Source organism: Telluria sp. PB2R4 (assembly GCF_059685695.1).
Map to the genome: position 1 here is coordinate 165,554 of NZ_JCASIC010000005.1, position 20,176 is coordinate 185,729.

A 20,176-nucleotide genomic window follows, 5' to 3' on the forward strand; every position below is an offset into this window, starting at 1 on the left:
TTTCCTTCACGCAGGGCCGCGGGGCCTATGCCACGCGGGTGTAACGCAGCACGATCTCGTAACGGCTGTCTTCGTCGTCGCTGATGTACTCGCGCCGCTCGCGATACTGGCCGGGAATCTTGTCGAGCGGCGTCACCCTGACCCTGATCCCTTGCGGCGTGATATGTTCGCTCGGCGCGGGCATGGCCACATCGACATTCGTCAACTCGACCAGATCCTGGCTGCTCGGGCCGATCATGTCCTCGATGATCGGATCGGCCGGCGCCCACAAGGCGACGAACACATCGATCGCCACCACCACCGCGGCCGCGATGGCGGCGGCAATCAGTCCCTTCAGGCCGTAGCTGGCCAGCTTCGCTGCGATCTGTCCGGCCTCCTTGAGGTGGTCCATGACGAATGCCAGCTGGTCTTTCAGGATGGCGATGAAGGCGTCAAGCGTGCTCTCGATCTGCTGTTCGAAGGCCTCTTCGCCATCGATCTCGAAGCCCCTGATCGACAGCGCGGCGCCCAGGATCGGCTGCCCGTGCGAGAACAGCAGGTGGTCCATGGCGCGGGTCTCGCCGCTGTCGACGTCGCCGAAACGGATCGGCTCGCCGCCATTGGGCAACTGCGCCTCGCCGGAGCTCAGGTCGGGAAACAGCGGCAGCGCCAGGATCCGGAGGCCGACTTCGTCCGAGCCGAACGAGGCCGGCGAGGTTTCGGCGCGCGCATGCAGGGATTCGCTGCGGATCTGGAAGCGCGCCGTCGACGGCGTGGCGACGCCGATGTACTCGGTGTTCGACAGCAGCACCGGCCCATGGCCGGGGTGGGTGCTGAGGTTGGGCACCGCGACCTGGAATCCATACACGCCCGGAGAGAGGTCGGCCGGCACCTGGAAGCTGAGGCGGTCGTGCACGCGGCAATCGAGGATGAGGCGGTCCTGGTCGCCGATGCGCTCGGTGAGCGGGGTTTCGTCATCGCCGCAGACCTGGGCCGGGACCTCGCGCAGCACCGTTTCCGGGGTGGCCCTGGCGAATATCCGCACCGTCGCATCGACGCTGGAAAAGTTCACGCCCTCCAGCAGCATGCCCTGGCCGGCCTCGATCTCGAGCACGCGCTGGCAGGCCCCGGCCACCGTGTTGCCGGGGCAATCGGTGGTCTGCACGTCGCATACCTGTTTCGGTACATTGCCCTCCAGGATCACGCGGCAACGCTGCTGCACTTCGTCCGGCGTGTATTCACCCGCCGAAAGGGGCGGCGTGAAATAGCTGGTGCGCAGGCCATTGACGCGGCAGATCCGCACCAGGGGATCGAAGTTCTCCTCGCCCGGGATGTAGGGCCGCACCCGCACCCGGCCCGGATGTTCCTGGGTGGCGCAGGCCGCATCGCCGAAGGCCTGCACGCCGACGCGGTCCGCGATCTCCTGGGCGAAGCCCACCGACAATTGCTCAAGATTAATCGGCTGGTCGACGGCGGGCAGCAAACCAGTCGCGATCAGGCGCTCGCGCTCGCCCGCGGTGAGGGAGTCGAGCGAATCGTTGGCGCAGGCCAGCACCCGTTTCAGCTCCGCCGGCAATCCGCGCAGGGTGGCGAAGCCGCGTTCTTCGAGCGCATTGGCAGGCGTCTTGCCCGCCAGGTAGCGGCGCGTCAGGTGGAAGAAAGCGGCGCCGAGCGTGCTCGGCACCAGGTTGTTGGCGAGCAGCCGGTCGAGCTTGTTGCGCAGGCTTTGCTTGGGCTTGGCGCCGAGCGAGGGCGGCACGCAGGCGCCGGGAACGTCGGGCGGGCAGGGCTTGTCGTCGGGCGGCGGCGCGCACGGCGGCTCGGGCGGCGGTGACCCGGAGCAGTTATAGATGTTGATGGTGCCGCTGTTCTTGATCCGGATGTTGATGGCGCACGCGCCTTCATGACGAGGCTTGTGATTGCCTGATGCATTGTCGTTGCTTGATTTCATGATGTCATCTCCGTAGGCGGCGACGGCCGCAACGCGTGGACCGATGTCTGGACCATTAAGCGGACTCGGCATGAGTGACCGTAGCGCGCGATGCGGCGGCGGCCTTGGATTGCGCTCAATGACAGCGCTCGGAGCGAGCAAGAGGAGAAGACAATACAGGCAGGAAACCGATCGGCCTGCTGAAGGAGGCGAACGCAGCGCTGGAAGGAGGGTTAACGCAAAACGCCGTAAGCCTTTTTCAAAGCTTACGGCGTTTTGCGGGACCTGAGGTCCTCGGACTATGCGTCCCGGTAGAGTTTGGTGCCCACGGAGGGACTCGAACCCCCACACCTCGCGGCACATGGACCTGAACCATGCGCGTCTACCAATTCCGCCACGTGGGCACTGATGCTACTTCGATACTGCTATCAACTACTCCAGCTTCCGCACCGGCGGGAAACCCGCCGGGCCTACGATACTGCATACTTCTACGGAATTCTATGGTGCCCACGGAGGGACTCGAACCCCCACACCTCGCGGCACATGGACCTGAACCATGCGCGTCTACCAATTCCGCCACGTGGGCATGTTACAACTTCGATACTGCTATCAACTACGCCGCATTCCGCACCGGCGGGAAACCCGCCGGGCCTACGGTACTGCTGCGGAGTACTTCCGGTAGAGTGGTGCCCACGGAGGGACTCGAACCCCCACACCTCGCGGCACATGGACCTGAACCATGCGCGTCTACCAATTCCGCCACGTGGGCACTGAACTGCTAACTCTGCTACAATATCAGGCTTTGGCATTTTTCGCTAGATCAACTTTCGTTCGATCCCGGCGTCCGACGCACTTCCTGCTACTGCTTTCTCTCTCGCTCAAGCTTGCGGCCCTTGCTGAAGAGACCGAGATTATAGCGGAAGGATTTCAAAAGTCAAAGACCCAACACGGGCGTTCGCGGGAAATCCCCGGAGCACGCTTCACTGCACATGTTAGGCGAATCCCCCGCCTCTCCGTTACACTACGCCTGTCAAGGTGTCAATCAACCGGCGCCGCCCTGTCCGGGTTTGCCGCAGCTGCGATGCCGATCACTAAGCCATCACTAAGAGAAATAAGAAAACGACTTGAAGCAACCTACTCATACCATTCCTAGCCGCGAGGAAATCCTCGCCGTCTTCCGCAATGCCAAGGGCCCGCTCGGTGCGGCCGAACTGGCGCGTACCCTGAAGGTCAAGCCCGCCGCCCAGGAAGTACTCGGCCGCCGGCTGAACGCGATGGAGCGCGACGGCCAGATCCGTGGCGACGTCGGCGGCGCCTATCTGCTCGCCGACCAGTCCGGTTTCATCCTTGGGCGCGTCAGCGCGCACCGCGACGGCTACGGCTTCGTCATTCCGGACGAGGGCGGCGACGACCTGTTCCTGAACGACAAGGAAATGAACAAGGTGCTCAATGGCGACCGCGTGCGCGCACGCGTCACCGGCACCGACCGCCGCGGCCGCCTCGAAGGCACGATCGTCGAAGTGACCCAGCGCGCCAACACCCACCTGATCGGCCGCCTGATGAACGAAGGCGGCGTCTGGATCGTCTCGCCCGAAGACATCCGCATCAGCCAGGACGTGCTGGTGTCGGGCGGCCCGGGCAAGGCCAAGGCGGGGCAGGTGGTGAGCGTCGAACTGATCGAGCAGCCATCGCGCTTCCAGCAGCCCACCGGCAGGATCGTCGAAGTGCTCGGCGAGCTGGATGATCCGGGCATGGAAATCGAGATCGCGGTGCGCAAGTTCGGCGTGCCGCACGTGTTCTCGGCAGCGGCGCTGAAGCAGGCCAACCGCCTGCCGAACGAAGTGGTGGACGCCGACCTGCGCGACCGCGTCGACCTGCGCGACGTGCCGCTGGTGACCATCGACGGCGAAGACGCGCGCGACTTCGACGATGCGGTCTACTGCGAGCCGGTCACGGTCGGCGGCGTGCGTGGCTACCGCCTGCTGGTGGCGATCGCCGACGTCAGCCACTACGTCAAGCCGAACGACGCGCTCGACGAAGATGCGATCGAGCGCAGCACCTCGGTCTACTTCCCGCGCCGCGTAATCCCGATGCTGCCCGAGAAGCTGTCCAACGGCCTGTGTTCGCTGAACCCGGCGGTCGACCGCTGCACCCTGGTGTGCGACATGGTCGTCACCGAAGATGGCGAAGTCACGGCTTACCAGTTCTACCCGGCCGTGATGCACTCGGCCGCGCGCCTGACCTACAACGAGGTTGCCGAGATCCTCGGCAACACGGGCGGTCCGGAAGCCCAGCGCCGGCCCGGCATCGTGCCGCACCTGCTGCACCTGAACGAAGCGTTCCGCGCCCTCTTGAGGGCGCGCCAGGAGCGCGGCGCGATCGACTTCGAGACCACCGAGACCTACATCGTCTGCAATGCCGTGGGCAAGATCGAGAAGATCATCCCGCGCACCCGCAACGATGCGCACCGCCTCATCGAAGAGTGCATGCTGGCCGCCAACGTGTGCGCGGCCGACCTGCTCATCCGCCACAAGCACCCGGGCACCTTCCGCATCCACGGTACCCCGACCGAGGAGAAGCTGCTGCAGCTGCGCACTTTCCTGAAGCTGGTCGGCCTGAACCTGGGCGGCGGCGCCAAGCCGACCGCAAAGGACTACGCCGAGGTCATGCAGAGGATCAAGGAGCGTCCGGACGCCGGCCTGCTGCAGACCATGCTACTGCGCTCGATGCAGCAGGCCGTCTACAGCCCGGACAACGTCGGCCACTTCGGCCTGGCCTACGAGGCCTACGCCCACTTCACCAGCCCGATCCGCCGCTACCCCGACCTGCTGACCCACCGTGCCATCAAGGCCATCCTGCTCGGCAAGAAGTACGAGCCGAAGGGCATCGAGCTGGGCAAGCTGAACACGACCATCTCGAACTCGGCGCGCAAGCAGGCGGCGAAGGACAAGGCTGCCGGCACCAAGAAAAACGAGAAAGACCTGACCATCTGGGATGCGTTGGGCGTGCACTGCTCGGCCAACGAGCGCCGCGCCGACGAAGCCTCGCGCGATGTCGAGAACTGGCTGAAGTGCTACTTCATGCAGGACAAGCTGGGCGAAGACTTCACCGGCACCGTGACGGGCGTGACCCCGTTCGGCATCTTCGTCACGCTCGACCAGCTCTACGTCGAGGGCCTGGTGCACATCAGCGGCCTGGGCACCGACTACTTCCAGTACGACGAGGCGCGCCACGAACTGCGCGGCGAGCGCAGCGGCCAGGTCTACAAGCTGACCAGCAAGGTCACCGTCAAGGTGGCAAAGGTCGACCTCGAGGCGCGCAAGATCGACCTGGTGCTGGGCGAGGCCGCGCCTAGCATTCCGGCGCCGATGGAACGCGCCCGCCAGGCGGCGATCGAGGCCATGGAAGGCAAGGCGCCGAAAGGCCGCAAGGGCAAGGGCAAAGGCGCTCCTGCGCCGGTGGAAGCGTCGCGCTACGTTAGCGCCGAAGTGGAAGCCGGCGAGGTGGAAGAAGACGTGGTCTTCGTGCCGCCGCCGCGCAGCGCCCGCAAGGCCGCGGCCAAGGCTGTCGCCATGCCGGAGCCGAAAGCATCGGCCAAAACCGCGGCCAAGACCGCCAGCAAGACACCAACCAAGCGTGCGACGCAGAGCGCACCAGCAACCAAAGCGGTGGCCAAGACGTTCGACTCCAAGCCCGCCGCATCCAAAACCAGCAGGAAGAAACAGTAATACATGAAAAATAAAATGCTATTCGGGTTCCACGCGGTGACCTCGCGTCTGCGCCACGAAGCCCAATCGGTGGAAGAGATCTTTGTCGACGCCGAGCGCAATGACGCCCGCATGAAGGCCCTGATCGCCAATGCGAAAGAGGCGGGCGTGCGCGTAATGCCGGTCGAGGCCGCGCGTCTCGACAAGATCGTCGGCACCCGCCGTCACCAGGGCGTGATCGCCTTCGCCAGCCAGCTGGCGCTGGCGCGCAACCTCGACGAGCTGCTCGATGCGATTGAAGGTCCGCCGCTGCTGCTGATCCTGGACGGCATCACCGACCCGCACAACCTGGGCGCCTGCCTGCGCGTGGCCGACGGCGTCGGCGCACATGCCGTGATCGTCCCGAAAGACCGCGCGGTCGGCCTGAACGCCACCGCAGCGAAAGTCGCGAGCGGTGCGGCCGAGACCGTGCCCTACATCACGGTGACCAACCTGGCGCGCACCATGCGCGAACTGAAAGACCGGGGCATCTGGCTGATCGGCACCTCGGACGACGCCGACAAGGGCCTGTACGAAGCCGACTTCACCGGCCCGACAGCACTGGTGATGGGCTCGGAAGGCGAGGGCATGCGCCGCCTGACGCGCGAAACCTGCGACCTCCTGGTCAATATCCCGATGTTCGGTTCGGTCGAGAGCCTGAACGTATCGGTGGCCTCGGGCGTGTGCCTGTACGAGGCGCGCCGCCAGCGCATCGCGCGCGAAGGCTAACTCTGCGCTAGTAAATTGGGTTCCCGCGTAGGTGGGAACCCAATTCCGTTGCGCACCTCTAGCGCAACCATTCCCCCCCGCTCCAAGCAAACCCGGTAAACATACGCTACCATCCAAGTTGGTTTGCGATCATCCTTATCATGTTTTCGAATTTACGCGACGATATCCAGAGCATCATCCAGCGCGACCCCGCCGCCCGCAACGGCTGGGAAGTCCTGACCTGCTATCCCGGCCTGCACGCCGTGATCATGCACCGCTGGGCGCACGCCTGCTGGACGCTGGGCCTGAAATGGGTCGGCCGCTTCATCTCCTACCTCGCCCGCGTCATCACCGGCATCGAGATCCACCCAGGCGCCACCATCGGTCGCCGGGTCTTCATCGACCACGGCTTCGGCGTGGTCATCGGTGAAACCGCCGTGGTCGGCGACGACTGCACCATCTACCAGGGCGTCACCCTGGGCGGCACCACCCTGGTGGCCGGCACCAAGCGCCACCCGACCCTGGAGCGCGGCGTGATCGTCGGCGCCGGGGCCCAGGTGCTGGGCGCCTTCACGGTCGGCGAGTACGCCAAGGTCGGCTCCAACGCCGTGGTCGTCAAGCCGGTGCCCAGCGGCGCCACGGCGGTCGGCAACCCGGCCCACATCATCCGCAAGGAAGACCAGTCGCGCAGCGCCCACCTGTTCGCCGCCTATGGCGTGACCCCCAACGGCGACGACCCGCTATCGAAAGCCCTGCGCGGACTGATCGATCACGTGGCACGCCAGGACGAGCAGATCGAACGGCTCACCAACACCATGCGGGAAGCCGGCCTGTGCTGTCCGAAGGTGCTTGACGGTGATAAACTCGATTCCGAACAACTGAACCGACTGGTCGACTGAGGAAGCGCATGACGAATGAAGTGACGGATGCTGGTGCAAACCCTGCCGTGCTGGACCCGATGGAAATCCGCGTGCTCGCGGTGCTGGCCGAGAAAGAGGCGCTGACGCCCGATAACTACCCGCTGTCGGTGAACGCGATCGTCAACGGCTGCAACCAGCTGTCGAGCCGCGACCCGATCATGCAGCTGACCGACGACATGGTCCAGGAGACGCTGCAGCGCCTGATCGAGAAAAAGCTGGTGAACGCGATCTCGCAGGCCGGCGCGCGCGTGGTCAAGTACGAGCATCGCATGCGCATCAAGTGGACCCTGGAGCAGGACAAGGTGGCGGTCCTCAGCATCCTGATGCTGCGTGGCCTGCAGACCGCCGGCGAGATCCGCACCCGGACCGGGCGCCTGTTCGAATTCAAGAGCGTGCAGGACGTCGAGACCGTGCTGCAATTCCTGCTCGATAAATACCCGCCGCTGGTCGCGCGCCTGGAGCGCGCGCCGGGCACCAAGGAGGCGCGCTACGGCCACCTGCTGGGTGGCGAGCTGGCTGCCTACGAGCCGCCCGCGGCCGGCGCCGGCCTGGGTGGCGGCGGCGCCAGCCGCGTCGGCCAGCTGGAGCAGGAAGTCGCCGCCCTGCGCGGCGAACTCGAGGACCTCAAGGCGCAGTTCGAGGCGTTTCGGCAGCAGTTCCAGTAGCCGATTCGGAAGCCGGCCTTGCCGGGTCTGCCGGGTCTGCCGGGTTTGCATACATCAGTTCAATCAGGGCGTCGTCGCTCCAGGTCGAGTTCCCGATTGGTACGTGGAACGTCGTCCCTTTGACTTCCAGTTTCGCCGAGCGGTTTCCGTCGACCAGCACCGCCCCTAGAAGCGGCTGGTCGCTGCGGTAGGGGAAGTGCGCTTTCTTGCTTACCCCCTCCCAGCGGAAATCCTCCGGGTCGCCGAAGAAACCGCACCAGTCGGTCCGCAGCATGATGGTGTTGATGGTCATGACCCAGAATGTGGGGATCTCGGCCTTGGCCATCGCCACCGTCACCTTGCATTCCAGCCGCAGGTCGCCCAGGCGCCGCTGGTTGGCGGGGAGGCCGGGGGTACGGATTTCAGGATCCGTGCGGTAGACGCGGCGCTTCCGGTTCAGCTCCAGCTCGCTCTCCGCGTCCTCGGCAGCCTCGTTGCGCGGCACCACGAAACGCATGTCGGCATCGATGGCGATCGGCATGTTGAAGCCGCCGTCGCCCGCCAGGCGGACTGCGAGCGGCTGCGCCGACTCGTCCTTCCCTTGTTTCCGCAGCCGGAACTGCAGCCGTTCGACTGCCGGCGCCATCCGCCGGTGCCGGTCGAAGGCGTCCAGGCCGGCCAGGATCACCTTGTACTTGCGGACTTCCGGATTGCGCATGGCGTTGACATGCACGGGCTCGAGTTCGCGGACCGGCTTTTTTTCTTCCGCGGCAGCGGCGCTGCCGCAGAGGAGCAGGGTCCCCAGCGTGATTGCGCAGAAGGCGCGCATCGGCTCAACCCTCATCGCGCCAGCGGCGCAGACGCATCGCCGCATAGATCATCGCGGCGCCCACGGCGGCGGCGATCCAGGTGCTCGGGTGGGCCAGCGTGGAGTACGAGAGGCCGAGCAGCGTGCCCGGATCGACACCGTACTGCTGGTTAAGCACCTCGATGTCCCCATGCGACAGCCAGATCCCCGGCACCAGGCCGCCCAGGCCGCGCAGCACGACTTCGCTGACGAACCAGTCGACGTCGAACACCGTGTCCGACACATGGCCGACGATGACGTTGAACCACTTCAGCACCAGGAGCACGATCAGCGGCGTGCCGACCGCCCACAGGAAGACCTTCGAACGCGCCCAGCTCGATACCATCAGCAGCCAGCCGACGGTCGGCAGCGCCCAGACGATGTAGAGCGGCAGGAAGGCCAGCAGGTACAGCGGGCCGAGGTAGAGGTTCGGCTCGGTCAGGACCGGGGCGAACAGGTTGATGCCCTTGCCGGCGGCGCTGATCAATCCCAGCACTAGCAGCGCCAGCCCGGTCGCCACGCCGATCGCGATCGTGATCAGGGGCGCCACCACCAGCGCGGTGACGACTTTGGACAGCACGGTGTCGCGGTCCGACAGCGGCAGCGACTTCCAGAACAGGATGCTGCGGTCGCGGCGGTCGTCGTGCAGCGCGCCCAGGCAGTAGAAGAACACCACCACCGCCAGCACGATGAACAGCGGCGCCGCCAGTCCCAGGTAGCCGGAGGCCGCGGCGTAGGCCAGCTTGCCGCGCAAGGCCGGCGGGATGCCCTGGATATGCACCACACTCTGGCCATTGAACTGGATGGTGTCGTGGCCGCCGCCGGCCATGGCGAACATGAAGCCGCCGCCAACCAGCAGCAGCATCGCCGCGGCGATGGCGACCGGGGTCCAGAAGAAGGCGCCCTTGTGCTCCCAGAACTCGCGCCGGAGCAGCCATTTCATCGTTTTCATGCGTAAGTTCCTTTCATGGTTGCCACGAACAGGTCGGCAACGCTGGGATTGCGGGTCTCGCCGAGCTGGGCGAGCTGGGTGCGCGACACCGCGCCCGGGGCGGCCGCATCGAACAGCATCACCGACTTGCCGAACACGGTGCGCTTGTCGATCGGGGCTAGGGCATTGGCGGCGCTCAGCTTGTCGGCAGGGACCATGACCTCGGTATAACGCTCGCCGATCTCTTCCATCGAGGCGGCCAGCACGATCTTGCCTTCGCGGATGAACATCAGGTCGGTCAGGATGTGCTCGACTTCTTCGACCTGGTGGGTGGTGATGATGATGGTCTTTTGCTCGTCGAAGTAATCTTCCAGCAGGTTCTGGTAGAACTGCTTGCGGTACATGATGTCCAGCCCGAGCGTCGGCTCGTCCAGGACCAACAGCTTGGCGTCGATGGCCATCACCAGTGCCAGGTGCAGCTGCACGATCATGCCCTTCGACATCTCCTTGACCTTCATGGTCGGCTTGAGCTTGGTATTGGCGATGTAGCGCTCGGCCTTGGCACGGTTGAAGCGCGGATGCACGCCCGCCACGAAGTCGATCGCGTCCTGCACCCGCAGCCAGCGCGGCAGGATGGCGACGTCGGCGATGAAGCAGACGTCCTTCATCAGGTCGTCACGCTGGGTGCGCGGATCGTAGCCCAGCACCGACAGCTGGCCGTCGAAAGGAATCAGGCCGAGGGCGGCCTTGAGCGTGGTGGTCTTGCCCGAACCGTTGGGGCCGATCAGGCCGACGATGCGGCCGGCGGGGATGTCGAAATCGATGCCGTCGACGGCGGTGCGCTTGCCGTAACGCTTGGTCAGGCCGCGTGCTTCGATCACGGCCTTCATGCCGAACCTCCCGGCGCCAATCCGGCGTCGCCCGGGGCGGCGGCGCGCAGCAGCTGCTCCACGTTCAGGCCGAGGCGGCGAATGCGTTCGACCATGGCGGGCCATTCCTCGCGGATGAAGCGGTCACGCTCGCTGCTCAACAGTTTCTCGCTTGCACCTTCGGTAACGTACATGCCAATTCCCCTTCGTTTTTCCACCAGGTTCTCATCGACCAGTTCCTGGTAAGCCTTGGATACCGTGATCGGATTCAGTTGATATTCGGCCGCGATCTGGCGGACCGAGGGCAGGGCGTCGCCGGCTTTCAGAATACCGTCGAGCATCATACCCACCACCCGCTCCTTGAGCTGGCGGTAAATGGGGGTGTTGTCATTCCAGCCGACTGTCATGTCCAGTCCTCCTCGGTCGTGATAGTGCATTGTTCATGGGTCTCTCCCTCGATTATGCTAATTGGGTGATTCGTTGAAGTGGTGTTGTAGTGAAGTATAACAGCAGTTTTGTAAATGTAAACATGCATACTGAACAAAAGTGCGGGCGCGCCGTGCCGGTGCAGTTTGGTAGGATGAGGCACGAACAAGGAAGGAGGGAAGGATGCTGACATGCCCGAACTGCGGCGTCTCGCCGCTGACGCATGCGATCAGGGACATGCACTACAGCTACAAGGGGCAAAGTACGACCATCCCCGAGCTCGTTGTCGAGCACTGTGCCGGGTGCAAGGAGGTGGTGTTCGCCCAGGGCGAGCGTGATCATTATGGCGAACTGGTTGCCGCCTTCCGCAGGAAGGTGGATGCGGAGGAGCTCAAGACGATCCGGGCGATGCGCAAGGGACTGGGCCTGACTCGGCACAGGGCGGATCAACTGCTCGGGGAGGGGGATGGGGACTTCGCGCGCTACGAGGCGGGGGAGGTGCAGGCGCCAGTGGCGCTGGTGAAGTTACTTCGCTTACTCGGGAAGCATCCGGAACTGCTGGATGAGGTTCGGTAGGGGGGGGCGGGGTAATTTCGGGCAATGCCCGGAATTACAAGCGCCCACACGTTCAACCAGCTCAAGATTCGCCGCCGCGTCTGCTCACAACGGATTTGAACGCGTGTGCGGCGAAGCCGCACACCCTACGGAACTGCGTGCTGCGTCAGCGTTCCATCCGGGGCCAGCTCGATCCACCCACCTCGGCGCGGCTCGGCATCCAGCTCCCAGTCCGGCAGCACATAGCGCAACTTGCCATTCGTCTCGTGCACCGCGGGCCGGTGCGTATGCCCATGAATGATGACCGTCGCATCCGTCGCCTCGAACAGCGCTTCCACGCTGGAGGGCGCCACATCCATGATCTCGTAGGACTTGCCCGCCTGCGCCTCGCGGCTGCCTTCGCGCAGCCCGGCGATGATCGCCTTGCGCTGCGCCAGGGGCATGCCGAGGAATTGCTGCTGCCATTCGCGGTCGCGCACCTGGGCGCGGAAGGCCATGTACTTGAGGTCGGCGGTGCACTGGGCGTCGCCATGGACCAGCACGATGCGCCTGCCGGCAACCGTCAGCACATGTGGTTCTTCCAGCAGGCTCAAGCCCGCCGCTTCCGCGAAGCCCGGCCCGACCAGGAAATCGCGGTTGCCGGCCAGCCAGTACACAGCCGTACCCGCAGCGCGCACGGCACGAATGGCGGCAATCACCTGCTGGTGGAAAGGCTGGTCCAGGTCGTCGTCGCCGGCCCAGTATTCGAAGATGTCGCCGAGCAGGTAAAGCCGCTCGGCTTCCACCGCACGCTCGGCCAGGAAGCGGAAGAAGGCGTCGGCCGTGCGCGGATGCGCGGCCTGCAGGTGCAGGTCGGAGATGAACAGCGCGAACGTGCGCTGGGGGGTAGTCATTGGATCACTGGGACTTGCCGCCCCCGGCGCACTGCGGTCATCAGATGACTTCGGCCTTCTCGATCACGACCGCGTCGACCGGCACGTCCGAGTGCATGCCGCTGCGGGTGGTCTTCACGCCGTTGATCTGGTCGACGATGTCCTGGCCTTCGGTGACCTTGCCGAACACGGCGTAGCCCCAGCCGTCCTGGCCCGGATAGTTCAGGAAGGCGTTGTCCTTGGTGTTGATGAAGAACTGTGCCGATGCCGAATGCGGCGCCGAGGTACGGGCCATGGCGACGGTGTACTTGTCGTTCTTGAGGCCATTCTTGGCTTCGTTCTCGACGGTCGTCTCGGTGGCTTTCTGCTTCATGCCTGGTTCGAAACCGCCGCCCTGGATCATGAAGTCCTTGATCACGCGGTGGAAGATGGTGTTGCTGAAGTGACCCTTGTTGACGTAGTCGATAAAGTTGGCAACGGTCTTCGGCGCTTTTTCGGCGTCCAGTTCGATGGTGATGTTGCCCATGTTGGTGGTCATGCGTACGCTGGTCATGTGCTGTCCTGTTCCTTGGTTATTGTTAATGAGTTTGTGTCAAAGCGAAAATTGCACAGTCGCTATTTTACAAGCTTGTCGCCCTTGAGCACGGTCGCGGACTTCACGAAGATCGGCGTCACCGGCACGTTCTGCATGTTGCGCACGTCGTCCACCACCACGCCCTTGATCTTGTCCACGACTTCCTGGCCCTTCACGACCTTGCCGAAGACCGTGTAACCGGAGCCTTTGTAGTTCGGATAGTCGATGCCCGAGTTGTCGGCCACGTTGATGAAGAACTGGGAGGTGGCCGAATCCGGGTGGTCTTCGCGCGCCATCGATACGGTGTACGGCTGGTTCGACAGGCCGTTGTTCGATTCGTTCTTGACCGGCTTGTTGGTCTTGCGGCCCTCGAACTTCTCGTTCATGCCGCCGGTCTGGATCATGAAGCCGTCGATCACGCGGTGGAAGATCACGCCTTTGTACGTGCCCTGTTTGACATACTGCATGAAGTTGGCGACCGTCTTCGGCGCTTTCTCTTCGTCGAGCTGCAGCACGATCTCGCCCATCGAGGTTTTCAGCGACACCTGCGGCCCTTTCACCACCGGGGCGGCAGGCGTCTCGGCAGGGGCGTCGGTCTGTGCCTCTTGCGGGGCGGCCAATGCGGCGCCGGACAGGAGCAGGGCGCCGGCGCCCAGGGCGATGCCCTTGAGCAGCGAGCGGCGGAAGGCGGTGGTCATTGTCTTGGCTCTCCTCTGATGGACACCGCGCAAAACGGTGTCAAGTGTTTTCCCGAAAAATAAAGCTGAACCGTATGCGGCCAGCCGGGATTTAACCAATGCTATACTTTGCGCAGAACGTCCCATTCTATCAAAGAAGAATAACACTCGAGGGACCAGACGATCTCGCCCTGCGCCGATCCTCTTCCCCTCACCAGACCACACCCATGAGCCAACTGAAGATTTACAACACGCTCGCGCGTGACAAGCAGGTATTTGTCCCGATGGAAGCCGGCAAGGTCGGCATGTATGTGTGCGGCATGACCGTGTACGATTACTGCCACATCGGGCATGCGCGGATGATGATGGCCTTCGACGTGATCTACCGCTGGCTCATGACCTCGGGCTACGAGGTCAAGTACGTCCGCAACATCACCGATATCGACGACAAGATCATCAAGCGCGCGGTCGAGAATGGCGAAACCATCGGCCAGCTGGTCGAACGCAACGTGAAGTACATGGACGAAGACATCGGCGCCCTCAACATGCTTCCGCCGACCGTCGTTCCGCGCGCCACCGGGTACGTGCCGCAGATGCTGTCGATCATCGAGCAGCTCGAAGCCAAGGGACTGGCCTACAAGAGCGATGACGGCGACGTCAACTACGCGGTGCGCGGCTTCGACGGCTACGGCAAGCTGTCCGGCAAGTCGCTCGACGACCTGCGCGCCGGCGAGCGCGTCGACGTCAACAGCGGCAAGCGCGACCCGCTCGATTTCGTGTTGTGGAAGGCCGCCAAGGAATCCGAACCTGCCGAGGCCAAATGGGACTCGAAGTGGGGCAAGGGCCGGCCGGGCTGGCACATCGAGTGCTCCGCCATGTCCTGCGCCACCCTGGGCGAGCATTTCGACATCCATGGCGGCGGCGCCGACCTGCAGTTCCCGCACCACGAGAACGAGATCGCCCAGTCCGAAGGCGCTTTTGGGGGCGACATGGTCAATTACTGGATCCACAACGGCTTCGTGCGCGTCGACAATGAGAAGATGTCCAAGTCGCTGGGCAACTTCTTCACCATCCGCGACGTCCTCAAACAGTACGACGCCGAAGTCATCCGCTTCTTCATCCTGCGCGCCCACTACCGCAGCCCGCTCAACTATTCCGATGCGCACATCGACGACGCCAAGGGCGCGCTGACCCGCCTGTACACGGCGCTGTCGACGGTCGACATCGGTGCCGACACCCCAAGCGTGAACTGGGACGAGGAACACGCGCTGCGCTTCCGCGAAGCGATGGACGACGACTTCAACACGCCGCTCGCCGTGGCCGAGCTGTTCGACCTGGCAGGTGAGGTCAACCGCAGCAAGTCGCTGGAAAGCGCGCGCCAGCTCAAGGCCCTGGCCGGCGTGCTGGGCCTGCTCGAGCGCGCGCCACGCGATTTCCTCCAAGGGCGTACCGTTGAGGGCGCCGCGCATTTTGCCGGCAGCTCCAGTGCATCGGCTGATGCCAGTGTCTTGAACGTCGACGAACAGATCGCCAAACGCGCCGCCGCCAAGAAGGCCCGCAATTTTGCCGATGCGGACGCGATCCGCGCCGAACTGACTGCCGCCGGGATTATCCTGGAAGACAAGCCGGACGGAACGACGACCTGGCGCCGCGCATAATGGCGGCCGACAAGGACAAGCCCGGCGTTGACGCCGGGCCGCAGGCCGAATTGACGGGCGAGCCAAAGCTTCCCGCCTACTGGGCGGAAGCGAAGGCCGCGCTGATGGCGCGCGACCGCATCATGGCCAAGCTCATCCCGCAGTTCGGCGACCTGCACCTGCGCGGCCATCCCGACCCCTTCACCACGCTGGCGCGCTCGATCGTGGGCCAGCAGGTCACGCCGAAGGCGGCCGACGCCGCCTGGGGCAAGCTGCTGGCGATCTGCCCCAAGCTCTTGCCCTCCCAGGTGATCAAGGCCGGCGCCGTCGAGCTGGCCGGCTGTGGTTTGTCCAAGCGCAAGACCGAATACATCCTCGACCTGGCCGACAGTTTCAAGGCCAAGCGCGTCCATGCCGACCTGTGGTCGCAGATGGACGACGAGGCCGTCATCGCCGAACTGGTCCAGATCCGCGGCATCAGCCGCTGGACAGCGGAGATGTTTTTGATATTTAATCTGCTCCGGCCGAATGTGCTGCCCCTCGACGACCCCGGCCTGATCCAGGGAATCAGTCAGAATTATTTCTCTGGCGAACCTGTTTCGCGCAGCGATGCGCGCGAGGTCGCCGCCAACTGGGAGCCGTGGCGCACGGTGGCAACCTGGTATTTGTGGCGCAGCCTCGACCCCCAGCCCTGACTTTATCCGGCCCGGGTACGGTAAAATAGCGCCCAAACGGGGCCTGAGCAGGGCCATGAAAAAATCCGGAGGTACAATGACTAAAACAACTTTCCTCAATTTCGAGCAGCCGATCGCCGAGCTCGACTCCAAGATTGAAGAGCTGCGCTTCGTGCAGGACGACTCCGCCGTCGACATCTCCGAAGAGATCGACCGCCTCGCCAAGAAGAGCCAGCAGCTCACCAAGGACATCTACGCCAAGCTGACCCCATGGCAGGTGTCGCAGATCGCCCGTCATCCGCAACGTCCATACACGATGGACTACGTGAACGCGATCTTCACCGATTTCCACGAACTGCACGGCGACCGTACCTTCGCCGACGACCAGTCGATCATGGGCGGGCTGGCCCGCTTCAACGGCCAGGCCTGCATGGTCATCGGCCACCAGAAGGGCCGCGACACCAAGGAACGCGCGATGCGCAACTTCGGTATGCCGCGTCCCGAAGGCTACCGCAAGGCCATGCGCCTGATGAAGCTGGCCGAGAAGTTCGGCCTGCCGATCTTCACCTTCGTCGACACCCCGGGCGCTTTCCCGGGCATCGACGCCGAAGAGCGCGGCCAGTCGGAAGCGATCGGCCACAACCTGTACGTCATGGCCGAGCTCAAGGTGCCGCTGATCGCCACCATTATCGGTGAAGGCGGTTCCGGCGGCGCGCTGGCGATCGCCGTGGGCGATGCAGTGCTGATGCTGCAATACTCCACGTATTCCGTCATCTCGCCGGAAGGCTGCGCCTCGATCCTGTGGAAGACTTCGGAGCGCGCGGCCGATGCCGCCGACGCACTGGGCCTGACCGCGCACCGCCTGAAGGCCATCGGCCTGATCGACAAGATCGTCAACGAGCCGCTGGGCGGCGCGCACCGCGATCCAAAACAGATGGCGCAGCTGCTCAAGCGCGCGCTGGCCGACACCCTGCGCCAATTCCAGGGCATGAAGACCAAGGACCTGCTCGACGCCCGTCACGCGAAGCTGATGGCATACGGCAAGTTCAAGGAAACGTTGCCGCGCGAAGAGTGAGTTCCAATCAAGCCGGATCCATTCCGGTCATTTTCGCGCAGGCCATGAACGGCCTGCGCGACACGGTTTCCCCCACCTCCATAGCAATTGCCTGCAGCGGCGGCCTCGATTCGATGGCGCTGCTGCGGCTTGCGCACGCCTGGGCAAGCGGGCAGGGCGCGCAGGGAGTCAAACTGCATGCATTTCACGTCCATCACGGCCTGAGCCCGCATGCAGACGCCTGGCTGGCGCACTGCGAACGCAGCTGCGCGGCGCTCGGCATCGCTTTCGACTACCGCCGTGTCGAGGTCGTGAAAGGCAAGGACGGCCTCGAGTCGGCGGCGCGCAAGCTGCGCTACCGCGCGCTGGGCGAAATGTGCGTGCAGCACGGCGTGCCGCTGCTGCTCACCGCCCACCATCTCGACGACCAGGCCGAAACGGTCCTCTTGCAACTGCTGCGCGGTTCCGGCCCGGCCGGGCTGTCGGGCATGGACGCCGCCAACCGCGCGCCCGGCCTGCTGGGCGATCCGCAATTGCTGATGGCGCGTCCGCTGCTGCCGCTGTCGCGCGCCCAGCTGGAAAGCTATGCGCGCGCCGAGGGCCTGGACTGGGTCGAGGACGAATCAAACAGCGATCCGCGTTATGCGCGCAATGCACTGCGCCATGCCGTGATGCCGGCGCTGGCAGCGAATTTTCCCGGTTACCAGGCGCGGCTCGCGCGCGGCGCCGCCCACGTACAGGCGGCCCAGCGCATCCTCGACGAGGTGGCGGAGCAGGACCTGGCTGCCTGTCTCGACGGCGACGTGATCGACCTGGCGCGCCTGCAGGGGTTCAGCCGCGACCGCATCGATAACCTGCTGCGCCACCTGTTCGCGACGCGCGGCCTGGCGATGCCATCGACCGCCTGGCTGGGCGAGATGGTGTCGCAGCTGCTCTCGGCACGCGAGGACGCGCAATTGAAGGTGACGCATCCGGCCTGTCACATCCGCCGCCACCGCGGCAAGCTGCACATCACCCCCAAGCTACCGGACCTCGCCGGCATGCGCGATCCCGACGACGAAGGCGTGCTGGTCAAGGAAGGCCAACGCTTCGCCTGGCGTGGCGAAGCCGCGCTGGCCTTCCCGGCGTATGGCGGCGTGCTCCATTTCGATGTGGCGGCCCAGGGTTTTGACGCGGCCTGGCTGCGCAGCCAGCCCCTCGCCATCGACTTCCGCAAGGGTGGCGAGCGCCTCAAACTTGCCGCCAATCGCCCGACCCGCGGCCTGAAAGCCCATTACCAGGCGCTCGGCGTGCCGGCCTGGGAGCGCGAACGCGCCCCGGTCGTCTGGGCCGGCGCCGATCTGCTGTTCGCGGCCGGCATCGGCATGGATTGCCGTCACCTGAGCGATGGGGAGGGCGAGCGCATCGCCTTGCGCTGGGCGGCCGATCGTATCCCGCCCGGGTAAAGAGTTTCTATACGAAAAAGGTATTACTTTATTTTCTTTTCGTATAGCTTTTTGCCCCGCCAGTCTTGTGATAGTGCGCTGCAGCATGCTAGAGTAAAGATCTCCTTTTGATCTTTTCAACAAGCTGGAACCCTCCTGATATGGCTTTAATTGTCCACAAATATGGCGGGACGTCGATGGGCTCGACGGACCGTATCAAGAATGTCGCGGCCCGTGTGGCCAAGTGGCATGATGCCGGCCACCAGATCGTGGTGGTCCCTTCGGCAATGTCCGGCGAGACCAACCGCCTGATCGGACTGGCCAAGGAAATCATGTCGCAGCCGGACCCGCGCGAACTGGACATGATTGCCTCGACCGGCGAGCAGGTCTCGGTCGGTTTGCTGGCGATGGCGCTGCTGGCCATCGGCAAGGATGCGGTCTCGTACACCGGCTGGCAGGCGGGCATCCGCACCGACTCCTCGTTCACCAAGGCGCGCATCCAGTCGATCGACGACACCCGCGTGCGCGGCGACCTGGAAGCCGGCAAGATCGTGATCATCACGGGCTTCCAGGGCATGGACGAAGATGGCAACATCTCGACCCTGGGCCGCGGCGGTTCGGACACCTCGGCGGTGGCGATCGCCGCCGCGCTGAAGGCGGACGAATGCCTGATCTACACCGACGTGGACGGCGTGTACACGACCGACCCGCGCGTGGTCGACGAGGCGCGCCGCCTGAACAAGATCACCTTCGAGGAAATGCTCGAACTGGCGTCGCTGGGCTCGAAAGTGCTGCAGACGCGTTCGGTCGAATTCGCAGGAAACTACCAGGTCCCGACGCGCGTATTGTCGTCGCTGACCGATCCCCTGATGCCGCTGGAGCAGGAAGCGAACTCCGGCACCCTGATTTCGTTTGAGGAAGAAAGCAATATGGAACAAGCCGTCATCTCCGGTATCGCCTTCAATCGCGATGAAGCCAAGATCACCGTCCTGGGCGTGCCGGACAAGCCGGGCGTCGCCTTCCACATCCTCGGCCCGATCGCCGAGGCGAACATCGAAGTGGACATGATCATCCAGAACCAGTCGGTGGACGGCAAGACCGACTTCACCTTCACCGTCTCGCGCAACGAGTACGCCAAGGCGATGGCCGTGCTGGAAACCCAGCGCGAGTCCCTGGGCGCCGCCAAGATCCTGGGCGACGCCAAGGTGTCGAAGGTCTCGGCGGTGGGCGTGGGCATGCGCAGCCACGTCGGCGTGGCCTCGGAAATGTTCCGCACCCTGTCGGAAGAGGGCATCAATATCCTGATGATCTCGACCTCGGAGATCAAGATTTCGGTGCTGATCGACGAGAAATACATGGAGCTGGCCGTGCGCGCCTTGCACAAGGCTTTTAACCTCGAGCAAGCTTAACAATTTTCATTTTTTTGGGCGTGCGTTCTTGACGCAACGAGCACCAGCCCTTAAGATGCCTGCACTCAGCGCTGACTAGCAACACAGTCAGCCCTGATTGGAGACGTGGCCGAGTGGCCGAAGGCACATCCCTGCTAAGGATGCATATGGCTTATACCCGTATCGTGGGTTCGAATCCCACCGTCTCCGCCAAGATGTAGAAAAGAAGCCCTCGGAAGAGGGCTTTTTTTCGTCCGTTCTCATAGGAGAAATCGGGAAAAACATCGTCCAGTGAGCTCCGCCGCAATCCGGCTGAATCCA

18 protein-coding genes and 4 tRNA genes are annotated in these 20,176 nt (G+C 64.1%); 11 read left to right on the forward strand and 11 right to left on the reverse strand.

From position 1 onward, the window contains the following. Positions 1-25 precede the first annotated feature (25 nt). From AC56LU_RS10780 to AC56LU_RS10795, 4 genes are all read right to left on the reverse strand, one after another. Positions 26-1,930, reverse strand: coding sequence for a hypothetical protein (locus AC56LU_RS10780; protein WP_497175594.1), 1,905 nt, complete (start codon positions 1,928-1,930; stop codon positions 26-28). Positions 1,931-2,228: 298 nt separating this feature from the next. After that, a tRNA-Leu gene (locus AC56LU_RS10785) sits at positions 2,229-2,313 on the reverse strand. Between the two features lie 97 nt (positions 2,314-2,410). Then, positions 2,411-2,495: transfer RNA gene (locus AC56LU_RS10790), tRNA-Leu, on the reverse strand. 98 nt (positions 2,496-2,593) lie between these two features. Beyond that, a tRNA-Leu gene (locus tag AC56LU_RS10795) sits at positions 2,594-2,678 on the reverse strand. A gap of 355 nt (positions 2,679-3,033) precedes the next feature. On the opposite strand from AC56LU_RS10795, the gene rnr reads away from it, so the two are divergent. The 4 genes from rnr to AC56LU_RS10815 all read left to right on the forward strand — a co-directional run bounded on the left by rnr (position 3,034) and on the right by AC56LU_RS10815 (position 7,948). After that, complete coding sequence (rnr, locus tag AC56LU_RS10800; protein ID WP_497175595.1) at positions 3,034-5,637, forward strand: ribonuclease R; 2,604 nt, start codon at positions 3,034-3,036, stop codon at positions 5,635-5,637. Between the two features lie 3 nt (positions 5,638-5,640). Further along, entirely contained in the window at positions 5,641-6,384 is a 744-nt protein-coding gene (gene rlmB / locus AC56LU_RS10805) for a 23S rRNA (guanosine(2251)-2'-O)-methyltransferase RlmB (RefSeq protein ID WP_497175596.1), read from the forward strand. A gap of 140 nt (positions 6,385-6,524) precedes the next feature. Continuing rightward, positions 6,525-7,262 (forward strand): serine O-acetyltransferase, encoded by a 738-nt coding sequence (gene cysE, locus AC56LU_RS10810; RefSeq protein ID WP_497175597.1) that lies wholly within the window; start codon positions 6,525-6,527, stop codon positions 7,260-7,262. A gap of 8 nt (positions 7,263-7,270) precedes the next feature. After that, positions 7,271-7,948 (forward strand): YceH family protein, encoded by a 678-nt coding sequence (locus AC56LU_RS10815; RefSeq protein ID WP_497175598.1) that lies wholly within the window; start codon positions 7,271-7,273, stop codon positions 7,946-7,948. Here the strand turns inward: AC56LU_RS10815 and AC56LU_RS10820 are convergent. From AC56LU_RS10820 to AC56LU_RS10835, 4 genes are read right to left on the reverse strand one after another with little or no spacing between them, the layout of a single operon-like run. After that, on the reverse strand, positions 7,908-8,756 hold the full coding sequence (locus tag AC56LU_RS10820) for a hypothetical protein (protein ID WP_497175599.1): 849 nt from the start codon (positions 8,754-8,756) through the stop codon (positions 7,908-7,910). The two genes, AC56LU_RS10815 and AC56LU_RS10820, sit on opposite strands and share 41 nt — an antisense overlap. Before the next feature lie 4 nt (positions 8,757-8,760). Next, on the reverse strand, positions 8,761-9,726 hold the full coding sequence (locus AC56LU_RS10825; protein ID WP_497175600.1) for a hypothetical protein: 966 nt from the start codon (positions 9,724-9,726) through the stop codon (positions 8,761-8,763). After that, a complete protein-coding gene (locus AC56LU_RS10830) occupies positions 9,723-10,595 on the reverse strand; it encodes an ABC transporter ATP-binding protein (RefSeq protein WP_497175601.1) in 873 nt (290 codons plus the stop codon). The genes AC56LU_RS10825 and AC56LU_RS10830 overlap by 4 nt, the downstream gene beginning before the upstream one ends. Next, the gene (locus tag AC56LU_RS10835; protein WP_497175602.1) at positions 10,592-10,981 is read right to left on the reverse strand and encodes a GntR family transcriptional regulator; all 390 of its coding nucleotides are present in this window, start codon (positions 10,979-10,981) and stop codon (positions 10,592-10,594) included. The genes AC56LU_RS10830 and AC56LU_RS10835 overlap by 4 nt, the downstream gene beginning before the upstream one ends. A gap of 202 nt (positions 10,982-11,183) precedes the next feature. On the opposite strand from AC56LU_RS10835, the gene AC56LU_RS10840 reads away from it, so the two are divergent. Further along, positions 11,184-11,576, forward strand: a complete 393-nt coding sequence (locus AC56LU_RS10840; protein ID WP_497175603.1) for a type II TA system antitoxin MqsA family protein — start codon at positions 11,184-11,186, stop codon at positions 11,574-11,576. A gap of 125 nt (positions 11,577-11,701) precedes the next feature. Here the strand turns inward: AC56LU_RS10840 and AC56LU_RS10845 are convergent, their stop codons facing one another. The 3 genes from AC56LU_RS10845 to AC56LU_RS10855 all read right to left on the reverse strand — a co-directional run bounded on the left by AC56LU_RS10845 (position 11,702) and on the right by AC56LU_RS10855 (position 13,699). After that, on the reverse strand, positions 11,702-12,448 hold the full coding sequence (locus tag AC56LU_RS10845; RefSeq protein WP_497175604.1) for a UDP-2,3-diacylglucosamine diphosphatase: 747 nt from the start codon (positions 12,446-12,448) through the stop codon (positions 11,702-11,704). A gap of 40 nt (positions 12,449-12,488) precedes the next feature. After that, positions 12,489-12,980, reverse strand: a complete 492-nt coding sequence (locus AC56LU_RS10850) for a peptidylprolyl isomerase (protein ID WP_497175605.1) — start codon at positions 12,978-12,980, stop codon at positions 12,489-12,491. Between the two features lie 62 nt (positions 12,981-13,042). Beyond that, positions 13,043-13,699: a peptidylprolyl isomerase gene (locus tag AC56LU_RS10855; protein WP_497175606.1), complete on the reverse strand. Its 657-nt coding sequence runs from the start codon at positions 13,697-13,699 to the stop codon at positions 13,043-13,045. 206 nt (positions 13,700-13,905) lie between these two features. On the opposite strand from AC56LU_RS10855, the gene cysS reads away from it, so the two are divergent. The 6 genes from cysS (at position 13,906) to AC56LU_RS10885 (ending at position 20,068) form a co-directional block, all read left to right on the forward strand. Continuing rightward, a complete protein-coding gene (cysS, locus tag AC56LU_RS10860) occupies positions 13,906-15,336 on the forward strand; it encodes a cysteine--tRNA ligase (protein WP_497175607.1) in 1,431 nt (476 codons plus the stop codon). After that, the gene (locus AC56LU_RS10865; protein ID WP_497175608.1) at positions 15,336-16,010 is read left to right on the forward strand and encodes a DNA-3-methyladenine glycosylase family protein; all 675 of its coding nucleotides are present in this window, start codon (positions 15,336-15,338) and stop codon (positions 16,008-16,010) included. The genes cysS and AC56LU_RS10865 overlap by 1 nt, the downstream gene beginning before the upstream one ends. Positions 16,011-16,086: 76 nt before the next feature. Beyond that, positions 16,087-17,064, forward strand: coding sequence for an acetyl-CoA carboxylase carboxyltransferase subunit alpha (locus tag AC56LU_RS10870; protein WP_497175609.1), 978 nt, complete (start codon positions 16,087-16,089; stop codon positions 17,062-17,064). After that, positions 17,061-18,488, forward strand: coding sequence for a tRNA lysidine(34) synthetase TilS (tilS, locus tag AC56LU_RS10875; protein WP_497175610.1), 1,428 nt, complete (start codon positions 17,061-17,063; stop codon positions 18,486-18,488). The genes AC56LU_RS10870 and tilS overlap by 4 nt, the downstream gene beginning before the upstream one ends. Before the next feature lie 140 nt (positions 18,489-18,628). Then, the gene (locus AC56LU_RS10880) at positions 18,629-19,876 is read left to right on the forward strand and encodes an aspartate kinase (RefSeq protein ID WP_497175611.1); all 1,248 of its coding nucleotides are present in this window, start codon (positions 18,629-18,631) and stop codon (positions 19,874-19,876) included. 99 nt (positions 19,877-19,975) lie between these two features. Continuing rightward, positions 19,976-20,068, forward strand: a tRNA-Ser gene (locus tag AC56LU_RS10885). The last annotated feature ends 108 nt before the right edge of the window (positions 20,069-20,176 follow it).